This is a genomic window from Streptomyces sp. NPDC049813 (assembly GCF_044465085.1).
Lineage (GTDB): Bacteria > Actinomycetota > Actinomycetes > Streptomycetales > Streptomycetaceae > Streptomyces.
Genome location: NZ_JBITLI010000012.1, coordinates 92683 through 109264 on the forward strand (window position 1 = coordinate 92683; position 16582 = coordinate 109264).

Here is a 16582-nt window from a genome sequence, read left to right on the forward strand (position 1 = left end):
CCGCCGCTCAGACCACGAGCGCGGCGAGCCGGGCGAGCAGGTCCGCGAACGGGCCGTCGGCCGGCTCGTCCGCGAGGGTGTGCCGCAGCAGCTCCGCCATCGGCGGGTCGTAGGCGGCGCTGACCGCGGCGAGCGCCGCGAAGTCGTGGACCAGCTGCAACTGGAGCTCCTCGCGCGGGATGCGCCGCCCGTCCAGCCAGATCAGCGCCGTCGACTCGGCCAGCGAGATCCACGAGCGGACCACCAGCTCCAGCCGCGGCGACGGCGCCGGGACGCCGAGATGCGTGAGGATCTGGACGTACGCGGCCTGGCGGACGGAGTCGATCAGCGCGGTCGTCGTCGACGCCGTCTCCAGGGAGCAGGCACCGCCGGTGGAGACCGCGGGGCCGCCGCGCATCAGCGCCGAGAACCCGGGCCCGTGCTCGTCCACGAAGTCGAAGAACCGGCCCATCACGCGCAGCAGCCGCGCGCCGAGCGGCCCTTCCCGCGGCTCCTGGAACCGCTCCGCGAGATCCTCGGCGGCCCGCTTCAACGCGGCTTCGTAGAGGCTGAGTTTGCCCGGGAAGTAGTGGTAGACCAGGGGCCGGGAGATGCCCGCGGCGGCCGCTATCTCGTCGATGGAGACCTCGTCGGGGGAGCGGTGGCTGAACAGTTCGAGGGCGACCCCGATCAACTGCTGCCGCCGCTCCTCGACACCCATCCTGCGCCGCACCCCGGTCGTCATACCGGACACTCTACCGAGCACGGCCGGCCCCGCGGCCAGCCCCTACAGGTCCAGGACCAGGCGCTCACCGCGGGCGCGGGAGACGCAGATGAGCATCGAGCCGGCGCGCTCGGCATCGGTGAGCAGCTCGTCGCGGTGGTCGATCTCGCCTTCCAGGACGCGCTGTTGGCACGTGCCGCAGAACCCCTGCTCGCAGGAGTACGCCACGTGCGGCAGCGCGCCGCGGACCGCCGCGAGGACCGTGCCGTCGGCCGGCACGTCCAGGACCCTGCCGCTGCGCCGCAGTTCGACCTCGAAGGGGCCGTTGCCCTCGGTGGAGTTGCGGGGCGCGAACCGCTCCAGGTGCAGGGTCCGGCCCGCGGGCAGCGCCTCGCGCACCGCCGCCATCAGCCCTTCGGGCCCGCAGCAGTACACGGCCGTGCCCGGCGCGGTGGCCCCGAGCGCGGCGGCGAGGTCCGGCAGCCCGTCGCTGTCCTCGGCGACGACCCGCACCCGGCCCTGGTCCGCGCCGAGCTTCTCGACCTCCTCCAGGAACGGCATGGAGGCCCGGCTGCGGCCCCCGTACAGCAGCCTCCAGTCGGCGCCGCGCGCGTGCGCATCCCGCAGCATCGGCAGGATCGGGGTGATGCCGATGCCGCCCGCGACGAACAGGTAGGCGGGCGCGTCCGCGTCGAGCGGGAACCGGTTGCGGACCCCGCGCACCTCCACCTCCGCGCCCTCGCGCAGCTGTTCGTGCACCTCGCGCGAGCCGCCGCGGCCGCCCGCCTCCGCCGGGATCAGCCGGGTGGCGACGGTGTACGACGCGGTGTCGCGCGGGTCGCCGCAGAGCGAGTACTGCCGCACGAGGCCGGAGGGCAGCACGAGATCGAGGTGGGCGCCCGGCTCCCAGGCGGGCAGCGCGTGCCCCGCCAGGCGGAGCAGGACGACGCCGTCGGCCGCCTCCTCGCGCCCGGTGACGCGCAGCCGCAGCGCGCGGGCCCGGGGCCGCCCCGAGACCGGCTCCTCCAGGGCGGGCAGCGGCCACAGCGGCGAGCGGCGCACGCGGCGGCGCAGCGCGCGCCGTACGGCCAGGGCCGCGCCGGCGACGAGGACGGCCTTGCGGTAGGTGCGCGGGTCCGTCAGGCGGCTCATCGGGCGGCTCCGGTGCGGGCCTCGGCGGCGGTCGCGGCGGGGGAGGAGGCGAGGTAGGCGACGGCCTGCGCGGTGGAGCCCTCCTGCTCGGGGTGGTAGCCGCGGCTCAGATAGCGGGGTATGGAGCGCACCATCGCGCCGGTCGACGGCAGGACGCCCTCCTTGCCGCCCCGGTAGAAGTCCTTGAAGTGGGCCTTGCCGTCGGTCAGCGTCGGGTCGTTCTCCATGAAGAAGCGGGCGCCGCGCTGCCACAGGAAGACCAGCGCGGTGAAGGCCGTCGCCCAGGTGCGCACCCGGCGCCGGTAGCCGCCGTCCACGTGCTCGAACAGCTCGAAGGCCACCGACCGGTGCTCGACCTCCTCGGCGCCGTGCCAGCGCAGCAGGTCGAGCATGGTGGGGTCGGCGCCGCGCCGGTCCAGCTCCTCGGCGTTCAGCACCCAGTTGCCCAGGAACGCCGTGTAGTGCTCGATCGCCGCGATCAGCGCGACCCGCTCCAGCAGCCACCACCGGCGCGCCTTGCCGGGCGGCAGGGTGCGGTCGCCGAGCAGCTTCTCGAAGAACCAGTCGACCTGGGCGGTGTAGGGCGTCGGGTCGAGCCCCAGCTCCCGCAGATGGGGCAGCACCTCGTCGTGGGCCTGCGCGTGCATGGCCTCCTGGCCGATGAACCCGATGACGTCCGCCCGCAGCCGGTCGTCCTCGATCAGGGGCAGGACCTGCTTGTAGACGTGCACGAACCAGCGCTCGCCCGCGGGCAGCAGCAGGTGCAGCACGTTGATGGTGTGCGTGGCGAACGGGTCGCCGGGCAGCCAGTGCAGGGGAGTCCGGTCCCAGGCGAAGGACACCTGGCGTGCCTTCAGCGGAACGCGCGTATTAGACATGGCGTCAATGTACTGACGGGTAGGGCCGATGGGCCACCCCTGCAACCCACTTTTCGGCGGGATCTCGCCGGCGGGCCCACCCCGCTCAGGGCGCGGAGCGGAGCCCATGGGGCGGACAAGGAGGACTACCGCAGGGGTGACACCTCGACCCCGTCGGCGTCGACGCCCTTCAGGGTCACCGCCGCGCCCCGCGCCACCCGCACGGCCAGCACGTTCCCGGCCTCGGTGGTGCCCGCCGCGCTCACGGACCCGACCTCCTTGCTGCCCCCGGCGATCAGGTACCAGTTCCCGCCCCGCGACTTCCACCGCACCCCCGCCAGCACCGGGGGCACCCGCGCCCCGCACGCGGGGGCACCCTGCGCCTTGGCCGCGAGCACCGCCGCGCTCGCCCCGGGCGGCAGGAACAGCGCCAGCGTGCGGGGGCCGCCGCCCCGCCAGGTCTCGGCGCGGGTGCACACCCACCGTGCCGTCCCGTTCTCCTCGGGCAGTTCCTGGCGCGCGTACGCCCACGCGTTCACCGAGCGCACCCCGTGCGAGCGGGCCGCGGCGAGGGAGCAGGCGGTGGCCGCCCAGTCGGCCGGCCCGGCCTCGTGCGGCGCGTCCGGCGCACCCGCGGTGAGGTGGGCGGGGACCAGCTCCCCGAGGTCGGTGGCGTAGCGCGTCTTCGCGGCGTCGGTGAGCGCCAGCGCGTTCCACCCCGTGCAGGGCCGGCCGGCCGGGGCGAGCGCCGGACTCGGGAAGGGGGCCGTCACCCCGTCCTTCGACCGGGCCAGTGGCTGCGCCGCGACGGACGGTCGCAGCAGGTCGCGGACGGCCGCGCGGGTCACCCAGGGCGCCGTCAGATAGCGGACGTTGCCGTCGGAGCGGTCGAGGACCACGGCGCCCGACTGCGGGGCGCTCGCCCCGTCGACGCGGGCGAAGTCCAGGGCGGCGCCGCTCGTGCCGTGCTGCGGTTCGGCGTAGCGGACGATGCGCAGGCCGTCGTAGAAGAGGACGATGCGCGCCTGGTCGAGCTCGCCCGCGTACAGCAGTTGCGCGGGGCCGGGTGGCGCGCCCGCCGGGGTGCCGGGGGTCGCGGAGACCTGGACGGACTCGCCGGGGCGGGCCCAGACGGCGAGGGCGCGGCGCAGCAGGGCCGTGTCCCGGGTGCGGGAGCCGCGCGCGGGCCACACGGAGAAGTCGGTGCGGGCCGAGGACTGCCACGCGGCCGGCGCCACCCGCGTCAGCGAGGCGGGATCGAGCGCCGCGCGGCCCGCCGGGTTCTGCGCGTACAGGGGCGCCGCGGCGCCGTCCGGGCTCCAGCCCTCCCCGGGCAGGCCGAGCAGCGCGCCGCACACCAGCAGCGCCGCGACCGCGGCGAGCGCCGCCTTGGCGTGCTGGCGGCGGCGCATCAGGTCCGTGGGGCGGGCGTGCAGGGAGCAGGGGTCGAACTCCGGTGACTGGAGCAGGGCGTCCGCGGGTCCGGCCGCGTCGGCCTCGGCCAGCGCGGCGGCGGCCTCCTCGTCCGAACAGCCCGCCGCGGTGAGGACGGTGCGCACGGCGGAGCCGTCGAGGTGCTCCAGGCCGCGCAGCACGTAGGCGGCGCGGGCCGGTCCGCTGAGCGCGGAGAGCCGCTGGTCGAGGGCGAGTTCGTCGGCGCCGCCGGACTTGGGGAACAGCCGCAGCCCCCACACCTGCGGCAGCAGCGGGGGCAGCTGGGACCGCCTGGGCCAGGCCGCGCGGCGCAGCGGGCGGCCCGCTTCGAGGGCGCTGCGCAGCACCCGCAGCCGGACGTAGGCGTACCCCGGGTCGCCGGTGCGCGGCGCGGACCCGCGCTGGGCGGGGAGGGCGGGCGGCGCGGTCGCGGTGCGGCCCCGGGGCAGGGCCCGCTGGGTGACCGAGTGGGCGCTCAGCACACGGCGGTTGCGGCCCAGGCCCGGGGGCAGCACCAGATAGGCGAGGCGGACGAGGCGGGGATAGTGCTCGACCAGGGCCGCCTCGGCCTGCTCCACATCGATGACGCCGGCCCCGCCGCCGAGCGGGGGCTTGGACTGCTCCACCTTTGACTGCACGTTCAGCTGAACGAGCGAATCGTGGGATGGTCACCCCAGCACGGTCCCGCCGACAGGCCGGGCGAGGTCAGCCGGGGGCAGCCGGGTTCAGCCGGGCTGCACCAGCGCCCGCGCGTAGTTCCCCATCGACCGCTGATAGCGCGGCAGATGGGGCGCCAGCGCCTCCAGCACCAGGGCGAGGCCCTCCCGGTCCCGGCCCAGGGACGACAGGCACAGCGCCAGACAGGCGCGGACCGCGTCGTCCAAATCGTCACTCGGCGCAGTGAGTTCAGGCTCCAAAAGCGCGACGCCTTCCTCGGGGCGGCCCAGGTTCCGCAGGGAGCTGGCCAGTTGGATCTTCGCCCGGCGGCCGCGGTAGCCGGTGAGGCCGCGCCGCAGCGCCTCCTGGTAGAGCGGCACCGCCCGGTCGGAGTGCCCGGTCGAGTCGAAGGCACTGGCGCGCTCGAAGGGGCCCACCGGGCTGTCGGCGGGCAGCCCGGCCACCACCGTGTCGATCAGCGCGCGGAACTCCTCGCCCGCCGCCTCGGTGTCGCCGTACCTGTCGATGGTGGCCCAGGCGGCGGCGATCCGCTCTTCCCACGCGCTGCTCTCGGTGCTCATCGGGCCACCCTCGAAGATCAGCCCGCGCAGGTCAACCGCTTTCGCAGCGCCGACACCGCCTCGTCCGGGACCCCGAGCCCCTCGCGCACGTACGCCGCCATGTCGCCGTACCGGGCCGCCACCTCGTCCTGCGCCGCCCGCAGATAGCCGGGGACCACGCCGATCACCGCGAGCGCCACCTCCGGGTCGCCGCCCTGCGCCGTGAAGCCCTCGATGAGCGGCGCGAACGCGGCCCGCACCGCCGGGTTGACCGACAGGTACTCCGCCTCGACGGTGGCGTCGTCCGCGCCGAGCAGCGCGAGGAGCACGCTCGCGCCCCAGCCCGTGCGGTCCTTGCCCGCCGTGCAGTGGAACAGCAGGGGGCCCGCGTCCGGCGCGGCCAGTTCGAGCAGCAGCGTCCGGTAGGCGGCCTGCGCCGAGCCGGTCGAGACGAGCCCCCGATAGGTGTCCTCGAACAGGGCCTGCGCCTTGCCGCCGCCCAGTTCCCGCTCCGCGCGCGCCGGATCGGCGAGGAGTTCCTTGAGCTGCGCGGCCGCCGGGGTGATCCCGGCCCGCGCCAGCTGGTCGGCGAGCGCGTCGGCGGTCAGCAGGCGCACCCCGTCCGGGACCCGGTCGGGGTGCCGGGCGCGCTCGCTGTCGGTGCGCAGGTCCAGCACCGTGCGCAGGCCGAGCGCGGTGAACCGGTGGTCCGCCGCCGGGTCGAGCCGGTCCAGCTGGCCGGAGCGCAGCACGAGACCGGGACGGACCCGGGCGCCGTCGGCCAGCGGGGTGCCGCCGAGGTCGCGGAGGTTGGCGACGGTGGCGGCGGCGATGGGTTCGGCCATGGGCGGGACTCCCGTTGCTCTGTTCGATCCGGTGCGTCCCGCCCAGTCTTCCCCAGGTCCGGCCGTCAGGTGAGCCGCCACCCGCTGAAGGCGACGGTGCCGCGCGCCCCGTTCCCGCCGTTCGTCGCGGTCATGAACAGGCCCACGTCCTGCGCCGGCGCCGCTCCCGGCACGGGCACGGTCGCGACGGTCCGCCAGCTGCTCCCGCCGTCGGTGGAGCACGCGCCGGTGTACGAGCCGCCGGTCCGGGTCAGCCGCAGCAGCACCGGCGCCTTGATCCCGGTGATCCGCTGGTACGTGTCGAGCGTCCCGTCGCCGTTCGTGTCGTAGGAGAGCACGACGCCGTTCGACGGCGTCACGGACAGGTTGAGGAAGCCCGCCGAGCCGGGGGTGGCCAGGGAGTTGCGCACGATGATGCCCGCCCGCGCCCACGCACCCGTCACCGCCTGCGCGTCCACCCGCAGGACGGCCGACGAGCCGTCCGGGAAGGCGCCCTCGCGGTAGGCCGTACCGAACTCCGTGGTCCCCTTCCACAGGTCGGCGCCGCCGCCGTCGACGGCGAACCGGTCCGCCAGCTGCCCGAAGACCGCCGCGTTGTTGCTGTACGTCTTCCAGCCCGCGTCGAGCGGCCCCGCCTCGAAGAGCGTGCCCTTGTGCGTGTACGTGACCCGGTCCTCGCCCCGGGGCCCGTAGCGGACGTCGATCGTGTACGGCAGCGGGCGCAGCGGCGCGTCGAGCGGGGTGCCCGGCGCGCTCGCCCGCCAGGACACGGTGCCCTCGTCGGCCGGGGCCACCCGCGCCAGCGACGTGCCGTGCTCGGGGACGGCGTCGATCCCGCTCAGGCCGAAGTCGACGCGGCCCGTCGCCCGCAACCCGTTGACGTTGCGGAACGTGGCCGTCACGCGCGCGTGCCCGCCCGGCGGGAACGCGGCCGGCTCGGCCGTGACCGTCAGCGCGCCCTGATAGGGGGCGCGCGCCAGCACGTCCCGGACCCGGGACGCCGTGCGGTACGCGTCCCCGTACGGCCGCAGCGGATAGTCCTTGCGCTCCCGCGTCCACGGCTCCTCGAAGGCGAACCAGTCGACCTTCGCGGGCTCCCGGCCCGCCGCCAGCGCGTCCTGGAGCTCGTCCAGCCACGTCTGCCAGCGCGGCAGGTAGAAGTCGGCCATCAGGCCGTGCCACTCACGGTTGCCGTACTCGTGCAGATTGCCCGGGTCCGAGGTGGCGCGGTCGCCCCACACCGTGATCAGGACCTTGGCGCAGCGTTCGAACTCGGCGCGCTCGGCGTCGTTCGTGGCCAGCGCCCGGGCGTCCGCGATCCACGGCCCGAGCAGGAACGCCCGATGGGTTCCGGTGACGTCGTCCGACAGCCGCATCAGCCGCAGCCACAGCGCGGCGAGGGACCGGAAGCGGTCCTGGTCCTTGTCGGCGTAGGCGGCCTTGAGCTGGGGCAGCAGCTGCCGGCTGCGGTGCGCGAGGGCCTGGCGGGCGACGTCGACGAGGTCGTACCGGTAGGCCTGGCTGCGCCGCAGCTCCCCGGCCACGCCGAGGAGCCCGGTGAGCGCCGCGTCGAAGCGGCCCGGGTCGTAGGTGAGGGCGCGCGGCGCGTAGTACGCGGCGCGGTCGGCGGCGAGGTCCGGACGCGCCGCGAACAGCGAGTCGTGCGGGTCGGAGCGCTCCACGGCGTGCTGCTGGTACGCCGTCTCGTGCAGGGCCTGCCAGGCGGCGCGGGCGTCCTTGTCGCGGCCCCCGTAGCGGAAGCCGGCGTACCCGGCGAACCAGGCGGCGCGGTCGATCCTCCGCTCCGTCCAGGCCAGTTCGGACCACAGCTCGAAGGCGGCCGGGTCGCGGTCGGTGCCCTCCGGCATGTACGCGGTGCCGGCGAGCGCGCTGCCCGCCTTGTCGCGCCAGGCGAAGAACTTCTCGGTCCACAGGTGCGCGCGGGCCCCGATGGTCGTCCGGCCGCCGAAGTTGGGGATGGTGCCGAACGCGTACGGGGTGCCGCCCCAGTCCTTCTCGCGGTCGGTGACGGAGGCGAAGCGGTCGGAGACCCCGTCGACGATCAGCATCTGCTTCTTGTCGACGGCGTCGAGCAGCTCGGGCAGCGGGTTCGCCTCCCAGCCGAGGATGACCCAGGTGGCGCCGGGCCGGTTCGTGCGCAGCGCGCTCTCCACGCCCCGGGCCGCGTCCGGGACCGGCACGTCGCCGGGGGTGCCGCCCTCGTGCAGCAGGTCCATCTTGAAGGCGTCGATCTCACCGAAGAGGTCCTGCTGGTGCCGGTAGAACGCCTCGGCGACCCGGGCGAAGGACGTCGTACGCGGATCGAGCCAGTCGGGACGCTCGAAGCCGTGCCAGACGCCCTGCGGCACGACGTGCGCGTCGCCGCCGTTGCGCTCCACGAACCCCTTGGGCACGTGGCCGTAGTAGCCCGGCATGACCGGCTTCATGCCGAGCTCGCGCAGCCGGTCGGTGATCCGGCGGCCCAGCGCGGCCCGCTCCGCGATGAGTTCGGGGGAGAGCGGACCCCCGTAGCCGGACAGGTTCTGCAGCAGCCACCACGGCTGGTGGGAGGGGGCCGGGAGCCAGGCCCGCGACTCCTCGTCGCTGTACCCGAAGTCCTTCAGGACCCGGTGGTAGACGGCCTCCATGCCCGCGATGACGAGCACCTCGTTGCAGCCGTGCAGCGCGAGGACGTCGATCATGCGCTCCCAGTACGCCCAGCCGGCGAACGGCGCCGTGTAGCCGTCATTGGTGTCGTTGAGCGCGAACCGGTGCCGCAGCGAGGTCGCGCGCTCCAGCGGGCGGCCGGGCGCCGGGAGGGTGCCCGGCAGGTCGAGCTGGTCGCCGTTCCAGGCGATGTGCGCCCCGCAGCCGTACTTCAGGTACCAGTGGACCCCGGCGAGCAGCACCGCCGGGGTCGTCCCCTCCACCTCGACGCGGCCGCGCCCGCCGGAGACCCGGAACCGGTCCGCGGCGTCCCGCGCGGGTACCAGCCTGAGCCGGAACTGGTCCGCGTGGTGCGGCAGCCGCCGTTTGAGCGCGGCGCGCGCGGGAGCCGTATCCAGTGGGTGCGGCGCCGCCTGCGCGGCCGGCGCGCCCACCCCCAGGGCCGTGCCGAGCCCGAGGGCGCCCGCCGTACCGAGAACCGTGCGTCGCGTTGGCGCGGACATACGTGTGGACCCCCCAGTGTCGCGGATGGTGCGGCGCACGGTAACCGGGTGCACGTCCGTGCTCAACGGTGCGCGCGGAGCTGGCGGGAACGTGTCGACGGACCGAGAGCGTCCGGAACAGGAGTGCGCGATGAGGAAGCTGCTGGTGGCAGGGGCCCTGGTGGTCGTGGCCGCGACCGGGTGCGGGGCGCACGACGAGGGCCCCGGGGTGCCGGGGACGGCGAGCGGCTCGCTGGAGCAGCTGGCGCGCCGGGCGGGCTGCCGGCCCGACCTCCAGACGGACGCCGCCGAACTGCGCCAGGCCAACTGCGGCTCAGGGGAGGGGCGTTACGTGCTCGCCACCTTCGCCACCGACCGCGGACAGGCGGAGTGGCTGGACGCGGCCGACGACTACGGCGGCACCTACCTCGTCGGCCGCAAGTGGATCGTGGTCGGCGCGGAGGCGACCGTGACGCGGCTGCGCGGCCGGCTCGGCGGGACCGTGGAGCGGTCCTCCTCGCACCACTCGGACAGGAGCGGCGGTGGGGGTCACGAGGAGGGTGCCGGGAGGCACGCAGGTCACCACTGAGCGGGCCGCGCAGCGACCGGGAGGGGGCGGCCGGTCAGGTGCAGCGGTCGCCCCGGTTGACGCAGCTCGCCACGCGCCGCATCAGCTTGTCGTCGAACACGTTGATGAAGTCGCCGTGGTCGGTGACCGGCTTGTGCAGCTGCTCGGGGAAGGAGTCCACGGCGAACCCGGGCCCCGGGGGCACCGCGTAGACGATGCGCTGCACCAGCTGCGGGATCGCCTTGAAGCCGGCCGGGCAGGCCCCGGTGCGCGGGTCCTCGAACGCGACGTGCGTCCGGTGGTTGGCGCTGTCGGTGTTCGCCCCGTCCCAGCAGCTCTGGAACCGGAAGGTGCGCACGACCTTCGAACCGCGCGGGCAGATGGGGTACTTGTCCTTCAGCTGCCGGTTCTCGAACCCGGTGCAGCTCCAGGAGGCGTTGGCGTTCGCGTCGCCGTTGGTGAACGCCTTGGCGTCGCCGGTGATGATGCGCAGGAACCGCGGCATCGCCACGACCTTCGCCGTCGGGTTCCCGTCGAACTTCAGGGTGACGGAGGACGGCGTCTGGATCTCGCCGACGTTCTGGTCCTTCCCGCCGCCGTCGGCGCCGGCGTCCGCCTCGTCCGTGCCGTTCTGCAGCCGCAGGACCGGCCAGTAGTAGGTCGACCTGTCCCCTTGGTTGCGGCAGCTGGTGCGCCCGTTCGCCAGGTCGTCGTCGCTCGCGAACGCGTCCGTCGCCTGGTTCCCCACGTAGTCGTGCATGTGGTGGGCGCCGTTGCTCACGCCGGGCGCCACGATGACGTTGTCCGGGTTGAACTTGCCGTTCTCGTTGCGTCCGCAGGACGTCGTGAAGGTGCCGCGGGAGGCCGCGCGCCGGTTGCGGGGCGTCACGACGTTCGGGCGGACGGAGGTGATGTCGACGAAGTCGCTCGCGTCGGGGCCATTGCCCTGTCCGGCGCCGTCCCCCGGGCCGCCGGACCCGTCGCCGGGCGGCGCGGACGGCTGCTGCGAGGGCTGCTGCGACGGCCCGCCGGACGGGGGCGGCGAGGCGGGCGGCGACGGCGGCCGGTCCGGGGAGCGCCCGGTGCAGGCCGCCATCCCGTCGAGCCCCCGCGGCGGCCGGCCGCCGGAGCGCCGGATGTCCTGCCCGATGCGGCCCAGCACGGCGCCGCGCTCGTCCTTCAGCGGGCCCAGGATGCTGTTCCGGACGAAGTCCGGGTCCTGTGCCGCGGCGGCCCGGTTCGAGGCGAGCCGCTGATACGCCGCGGTGATCTGGCTGTCCAGCGTGGCCAGTTCGCCGTCGACCCGGCTCCGCGCGCCGTCGGGGACGTCGGGCAGGGAGGTGCCGACGTCCGGGCAGTCGATGGTGGCCACGCGCTGCTGCTGTCGCGCTTGCCGCGCCCCGCCGTCCGTCCCCCGGCCCGGGTCCTCGTGGGCCGACGCGTACACGTTCACCGCGACCAGCCCACCTCCGCCCAGGAGGAGTGCGGCCGACGCGACGGTCATCCGCGTCGTCAGCGAAGAGCGCCGTTTCCGTGAGGTGCGTCCCATGGGACTACGTACGCACCGCGGGCCCGCCGTGTTCAGTCCCGTCCCGGAATTCGCCCCGCTCCCGCCTCAGTGGCCGCCCCGGTCCAGGTAGGCGAGGACCGCAAGCACCCGGCGGTTGTCGTCGTCGGAGACGGGCAGCCCCAGCTTGGCGAAGATGTTCGACGTGTGTTTCGCGACGGCCCGCTCCGTGACCACCAGCTGACCCGCGATCGCCGCGTTCGACCGTCCCTGCGCCATCAGCTCCAGGACCTCCAGCTCGCGCGGGGTGAGCCCGCCGAGCGGCGCGTCCGCGGCCCGCCGCGACAGCAGCTGCTGGATGACCTGCGGGTCCATCGCCGTGCCGCCCGCGGCCACCCGCCGCACCGCGTCGACGAACTGGTCCGCGTCGAAGACCCGGTCCTTCAGCAGATAGCCGACCCCGCCCGTCCCGTCGGCGAGCAGCTCGCGCGCGTACAGCTGCTCCACGTGCTGCGAGAGGACGAGCACCGGCAGGCCCGGCCGCGCGCGCCGCGCCGCGAGCGCGCACTGCAGGCCTTCGTCCGTGTGCGAGGGCGGCAGCCGCACATCGACCACGGCGACGTCCGGTGCCAACTCAGCCAGTGCCTTGGTGAGTTCGGGCCCGCTCTCGACGGCGGCGGCGATCTCGAAGTCGTAGGCCTCCAGCATCCGCACCAGACCGTCCCGCAGCAGGAACAGGTCTTCGGCTAGGACAACACGCAAGGGATCTCCATCGTCACCACGGTCGGACCGCCGGCCGGTGAGCTGACGGCGAGGACACCGTCGAATGTACCGAGCCTGCGGGCGATCCCGTCCAGTCCGCCGCCGGGCGTCACCACCGCGCCGCCGGCGCCGTCGTCGGTGACGGAGATCCGCAGCAGGCCGTCCGCGGGGCGGACGTCGACCCAGATCCGGCCGGCGCCCGCGTGCTTCACCGCGTTCGTGAGCGCCTCGCTGACGGCGAAGTACGCGGCCGACTCCACCGGCGCCGCGGCCCGTCCCGCCGCCACCTCGACCTGCGTGGGCACCGGCAGCCGCAGCGCCAGCGCCCGTACCGCGTCGCCCAGTCCGCGCTCGGCGAGCACCGGCGGGTGGATGCCGCGCACCAGGTCGCGCAGCTCGGTCAGGGCGTCGGCGGACGACTGCCGGGCCTGCGCGAGCAGCGCCCTGGCCTTCTGCGGGTCCTTCTCCATCAGCGCCTCGACCGTGCCGAGATCCATGCCCACCGCGACGAGCCTGGCCTGCGCCCCGTCGTGCAGATCCCGCTCGATGCGCCGCAGTTCGGCAGCGGAGGTGTCCACGGCGTCCCGCCGCGTGCGGGTCAACTCCCGAACTCTCTCCTCCAGTTCGCCGGTGGCGGGGGCGAGGACCGCGCGGGTCAGCAGGAAGTGCACCCGCAGCAGCGCGGGCGCGACGCGCAGGCCGGTGGCGAGCAGCGCCGTCGCGAGCAGCGCGGCGAGCAGCGCCGTGCCCTGCCCGCCGACCGGCACGAACCCGTACCACCAGCCGACGTACGTGCCGTCCGTGAAGACCCGCCACAACCCGGCGGCCAGGGCGTACCCCTCCAGCGGGTAGAGGACCAGCACCGCGGGCAGCAGCGCGGTGACGAACCCGGCCGTCAGGTCGGCGAGCAGCCACCGCAGGTCCCGCCAGGTCGCCGGGTCGGCGAGGAGCAGCCGGCACCGCTCGGCCCGCCCGAGGAGCCCGCCGTGCAGCCCGTCCGGGAAGGGCCGGTACGTCGCCGGGATGCGCACGCCGCACCACTCGGCCGCGACCGCCCGCCGCCAGTTCGCCCAGTGGCGGCCGAGCCCGAGCACCCACGGGGTGGTCACGACGCCGACCCCGGCCACGATCAGCACGAGCGAGACGGCCGACAGGATCAACAGGGCGAGCGATCCGGCGAACCCGGCCACGGCCAGCCACAGCCCCCGCGCCCCCGCCACCGCGGCGGCCCGGGCCCGGGCGCCCCACCGGTGCCGGTCCGCACTCTCGCGCCGTCCCGCCCGAACCGCCCTGGCACCCATCGCGCTCTCCGTCCGTCCCGCCCAGCCGTGCACCTCACAGTGTGGCCGGTGACGGCGCGCGGGTCAGGGGGTGCGGCACCCGTGCCGGGGTGGCACTGGGTACACCCCGGGGCCCGTCAGGGGGCGGGCTCTCAGCGGCCGGCGGGCGGCGCGTACTTGTATCCGACGCGGCGCACCGTCTGGATCGCCTGGCGGTGCTCGGCGCCCAGCTTGCGCCGGAGCCGGGCGACGTGGACGTCGACCGTGCGGCCGTCGCCGACGTGCCCGTACCCCCAGACGGTGGTGACGAGCTGGTCGCGGGTGTGCACCCGGTGCGGATGCGCGACGAGATGGGCGAGCAGCTCGAACTCCAGGTAGGTGAGGTCGAGTTGACGCCCCCGGACACGGGCGGTGCGCTGGAGGTCGTCGATGCTGATGAGCGCGTCGGACCGGGTCGGCCCGGGCGCGGCCTCGGCCGGCTCGGAGGGGTGCGGCGGGGCCGGCTGCTGGTCGGCGGGGACCAGCACCAGGTAGCCGATCATCGGCGGCCGGCCCGGCAGGGCGGGCAGGGTGTGCGGCGGCGCGGGCAGCAGCGTGGCGCCCGGCGGCAGGAACTCGGCCACGTCGACGCGGGGCACGAGCGCGGCGGGGGCCACCTCGTCCCGGTCGACGGCACGCAGCCGGGCACGGGCGGGGGAGGGGGCGCCGGGAAGGGAGGCGAGAGGACGGGCGTCAGCCATGAGGGGTCAGCTCTTTCGCGCGAGGAGTCGTCTGCGGAGGGACGTACGTCGTGCGCGCGGACCGAAGGCCGCAACTCGAAGCGTCGAGTGCCGGCGTTAGAGGGCCTGCGCGTGGGTCGCGCGGCAACACACCCGGTCGAAATCATGGTGCTGACGGGACGGCCAGAACGGCTCGAGGTCGTGACGACGACCCCGCGCGGTGGTGTTCTGGAAGCTGTCCATGCCCTTATTGAAGCAGATGCGGCACGCGAAGCAGAGGGCGCCCGCACACCGGGCGGGCGCCCACGGCCGTGCCATGGCCGAAATCAGACCTGGCCGGCCTTCTCCAGGGCGGAGCAGCAGGTGTCGACGAGGAGCCGCGTGACGACGTACGGGTCGACGTTGGCGTTCGGACGGCGGTCCTCGATGTAGCCCTTGCCGTCCTTCTCGACCTGCCAGGGGATGCGGACCGAGGCGCCGCGGTCCGAGACGCCGTACGAGTACTCGTTCCACGGCGCGGTCTCGTGCAGGCCGGTCAGCCGGTCGTCGATGCCGGCGCCGTAGTTCTTGACGTGATCCATCGGCTTGGAGCCCTCGCCGAGCGACTCGGCGGCCGTGATGACGGCGGCGTAGCCCTCCGCTCCCTCGCGCATGGCCTTCGTCGAGAAGTTGGTGTGCGCGCCCGCGCCGTTCCAGTCGCCCTTGACCGGCTTCGGGTCGAGGGTCGCGGAGACCTTGAAGTCCTCGGCGGTGCGGTACAGCAGCCAGCGCGCCACCCACAGCTGGTCGGAGACCTCCAGCGGGGCGAGCGGGCCGACCTGGAACTCCCACTGGCCCGGCATGACCTCGGCGTTGATGCCGGAGATGCCGAGGCCCGCCGCGAGGCAGTTGTCCAGGTGCGCCTCGACGACGTCACGGCCGTGGATCTCGTCCGTGCCGACACCGCAGTAGTAGCCGCCCTGCGCCGCCGGGAAGCCGCCCACGGGGAAGCCGAGCGGGCGGTCGCCCTCGAAGAAGGTGTACTCCTGCTCGATGCCGAAGACCGGCTCCTGCGCGCCGAACCGGGCGGCGACCTCGACGAGCGCGGCCCGCGTGTTGGACGCGTGCGGCGTCATGTCGATGTTCAGGACCTCGCACATGACGAGCACGTGCTCACCGCCGCGGATCGGGTCCGGGTAGACCGCGACCGGCTGGAGCACGCGGTCCGAGGCGTGGCCCTCGGCCTGGTTCGTCGACGATCCGTCGAAGCCCCAGACCGGCAGCGACGCGAGGCCCTCGGGCGAGCCCGCGATGATCTTCGTCTTCGAACGGAGCTTGGCCGTCGGCTCGGTGCCGTCGATCCAGATGTACTCAGCCTTGAACGTCACGGGCCACATCCTCAAGATACGGGTGTCTTTCTGCCCCGCAGCCTGTCAACGGGCGATTTCCCGGCCGTTGCCCGGGTGTGAACCGCGTGTTACCGCGCCGGGCCGCAGTCCTGGGTGGGCCGGGGTCCTCAGCCGCGGCCCAGCGCGTCCCGTACCGCTTCCTCGCTGCGCCCGACCACGGCCGTGCCGTCGTCCGCCGTGATGATCGGACGCTGGATCAGCTTCGGGTGCGCGGCGAGCGCCTCGACCCACCGCTCGCGGGTCCCGGCGTCCCGCTCCCACGACGCGAGCCCGAGCTCCTTCGCGGCCGCCTCCTGGGTCCGGGTGATGTCCCACGGCTCCAGACCGAGCCGGTTCAGGAGGGCGCGGATCTCGTCGGGGGAGGGCACGTCCTCCAGGTAGCGGCGCACGGTGTAGTCGGCGCCCTCCGCGTCCAGCAGGGTGAGCGCGCCGCGGCACTTCGAACAGGCCGGGTTGATCCAGATCTCCATGGTGCCCACGGTACGCGAGACACCTCCCGGGACGGCCTCAAATCCCCTCTGGCCAGCGGCTTTTGTCAGTGGCCCGCAGTAGAATAGAAGCAGTGTTCGAGAGCTGACGGGGGCTTTCGAGTTCGCGACAGGAGGATGCCTGTGCCGGCTGCCGCATCGACGCTGTTCGATCTGCCGTACGCGCCACTCGCCAAGAGGCCGCTGCCCGCGGGACGGCCTCGTGACTGGTACATCACCCACAACCGTCGCCTCAAGGCCATGCGCCTGGCGATAGCCCTGCTCGACTCGGGCGTCTATCTGCCGAACCAGGCCCACAACAAGAGGATCCGCGCCACCGCCGAGCTCATCGGCATCCACCCGCCGTCGGACACGACGTGTCACATGGTGCGGGCGCTGATGCGCTACTGCCGATGACCATCAGGGGCCGGGTCCGGGGCGCGTCCCCGGGCCCGGCCCCGCGCCGCGTCCGCGCGGGCGCACCTGGTGGTGGCCCGGGCCGCCGGGATCACCTGTTTGCCGTCCGTGGCATGC

15 protein-coding genes are annotated in these 16582 nt (G+C 74.5%); 2 read left to right on the forward strand and 13 right to left on the reverse strand.

What is annotated here, in order from left to right; translation table 11 throughout:
- Window positions 1-7 precede the first annotated feature (7 nt).
- From ACIBW6_RS23820 to ACIBW6_RS23850, 7 genes are all read right to left on the reverse strand, one after another.
- Entirely contained in the window at window positions 8-724 is a 717-nt protein-coding gene (locus ACIBW6_RS23820; RefSeq protein ID WP_399062766.1) for a TetR/AcrR family transcriptional regulator, read from the reverse strand.
- Between the two features lie 42 nt (window positions 725-766).
- A complete protein-coding gene (locus ACIBW6_RS23825) occupies window positions 767-1855 on the reverse strand; it encodes a PDR/VanB family oxidoreductase (RefSeq protein ID WP_399062768.1) in 1089 nt (362 codons plus the stop codon).
- Entirely contained in the window at window positions 1852-2733 is an 882-nt protein-coding gene (locus ACIBW6_RS23830) for a metal-dependent hydrolase (protein ID WP_399062770.1), read from the reverse strand. The genes ACIBW6_RS23825 and ACIBW6_RS23830 overlap by 4 nt, the downstream gene beginning before the upstream one ends.
- Before the next feature lie 125 nt (window positions 2734-2858).
- Entirely contained in the window at window positions 2859-4784 is a 1926-nt protein-coding gene (locus ACIBW6_RS23835) for a hypothetical protein (protein WP_399062773.1), read from the reverse strand.
- Window positions 4785-4871: 87 nt separating this feature from the next.
- A complete protein-coding gene (locus ACIBW6_RS23840; protein WP_399062774.1) occupies window positions 4872-5384 on the reverse strand; it encodes a tetratricopeptide repeat protein in 513 nt (170 codons plus the stop codon).
- A 17-nt stretch (window positions 5385-5401) separates the two neighbouring features.
- Window positions 5402-6208 carry a tyrosine-protein phosphatase gene (locus tag ACIBW6_RS23845; RefSeq protein WP_399062777.1) on the reverse strand — a complete coding sequence of 269 codons (807 nt, stop codon included), beginning with the start codon at window positions 6206-6208 and terminating at the stop codon, window positions 5402-5404.
- A 65-nt stretch (window positions 6209-6273) separates the two neighbouring features.
- Window positions 6274-9378 carry an alpha-N-acetylglucosaminidase TIM-barrel domain-containing protein gene (locus ACIBW6_RS23850; RefSeq protein WP_399062779.1) on the reverse strand — a complete coding sequence of 1035 codons (3105 nt, stop codon included), beginning with the start codon at window positions 9376-9378 and terminating at the stop codon, window positions 6274-6276.
- Between the two features lie 130 nt (window positions 9379-9508).
- On the opposite strand from ACIBW6_RS23850, the gene ACIBW6_RS23855 reads away from it, so the two are divergent.
- Window positions 9509-9946: a hypothetical protein gene (locus ACIBW6_RS23855; protein WP_399062781.1), complete on the forward strand. Its 438-nt coding sequence runs from the start codon at window positions 9509-9511 to the stop codon at window positions 9944-9946.
- 34 nt (window positions 9947-9980) lie between these two features.
- On the opposite strand, the gene ACIBW6_RS23860 is transcribed toward ACIBW6_RS23855, so the two are convergent.
- The 6 genes from ACIBW6_RS23860 to ACIBW6_RS23885 all read right to left on the reverse strand — a co-directional run bounded on the left by ACIBW6_RS23860 (window position 9981) and on the right by ACIBW6_RS23885 (window position 16051).
- A complete protein-coding gene (locus ACIBW6_RS23860) occupies window positions 9981-11474 on the reverse strand; it encodes a DUF1996 domain-containing protein (RefSeq protein WP_399062783.1) in 1494 nt (497 codons plus the stop codon).
- A 66-nt stretch (window positions 11475-11540) separates the two neighbouring features.
- Window positions 11541-12194 (reverse strand): LuxR C-terminal-related transcriptional regulator, encoded by a 654-nt coding sequence (locus tag ACIBW6_RS23865; protein WP_399062785.1) that lies wholly within the window; start codon window positions 12192-12194, stop codon window positions 11541-11543.
- Window positions 12179-13495, reverse strand: a complete 1317-nt coding sequence (locus tag ACIBW6_RS23870) for a histidine kinase (RefSeq protein ID WP_399062786.1) — start codon at window positions 13493-13495, stop codon at window positions 12179-12181. The genes ACIBW6_RS23865 and ACIBW6_RS23870 overlap by 16 nt, the downstream gene beginning before the upstream one ends.
- 131 nt (window positions 13496-13626) lie before the next feature.
- Window positions 13627-14214 (reverse strand): winged helix-turn-helix domain-containing protein, encoded by a 588-nt coding sequence (locus ACIBW6_RS23875; RefSeq protein ID WP_399062788.1) that lies wholly within the window; start codon window positions 14212-14214, stop codon window positions 13627-13629.
- Between the two features lie 305 nt (window positions 14215-14519).
- Window positions 14520-15560: a glutamine synthetase gene (gene glnII, locus ACIBW6_RS23880; RefSeq protein WP_399062791.1), complete on the reverse strand. Its 1041-nt coding sequence runs from the start codon at window positions 15558-15560 to the stop codon at window positions 14520-14522.
- Window positions 15561-15688: 128 nt separating this feature from the next.
- Window positions 15689-16051 (reverse strand): arsenate reductase family protein, encoded by a 363-nt coding sequence (locus tag ACIBW6_RS23885; protein WP_399062792.1) that lies wholly within the window; start codon window positions 16049-16051, stop codon window positions 15689-15691.
- A gap of 135 nt (window positions 16052-16186) precedes the next feature.
- Between ACIBW6_RS23885 and ACIBW6_RS23890 the strand changes: the two genes are divergently transcribed.
- Window positions 16187-16465, forward strand: coding sequence for a hypothetical protein (locus ACIBW6_RS23890; protein WP_399062794.1), 279 nt, complete (start codon window positions 16187-16189; stop codon window positions 16463-16465).
- Window positions 16466-16582: the final 117 nt, after the last annotated feature.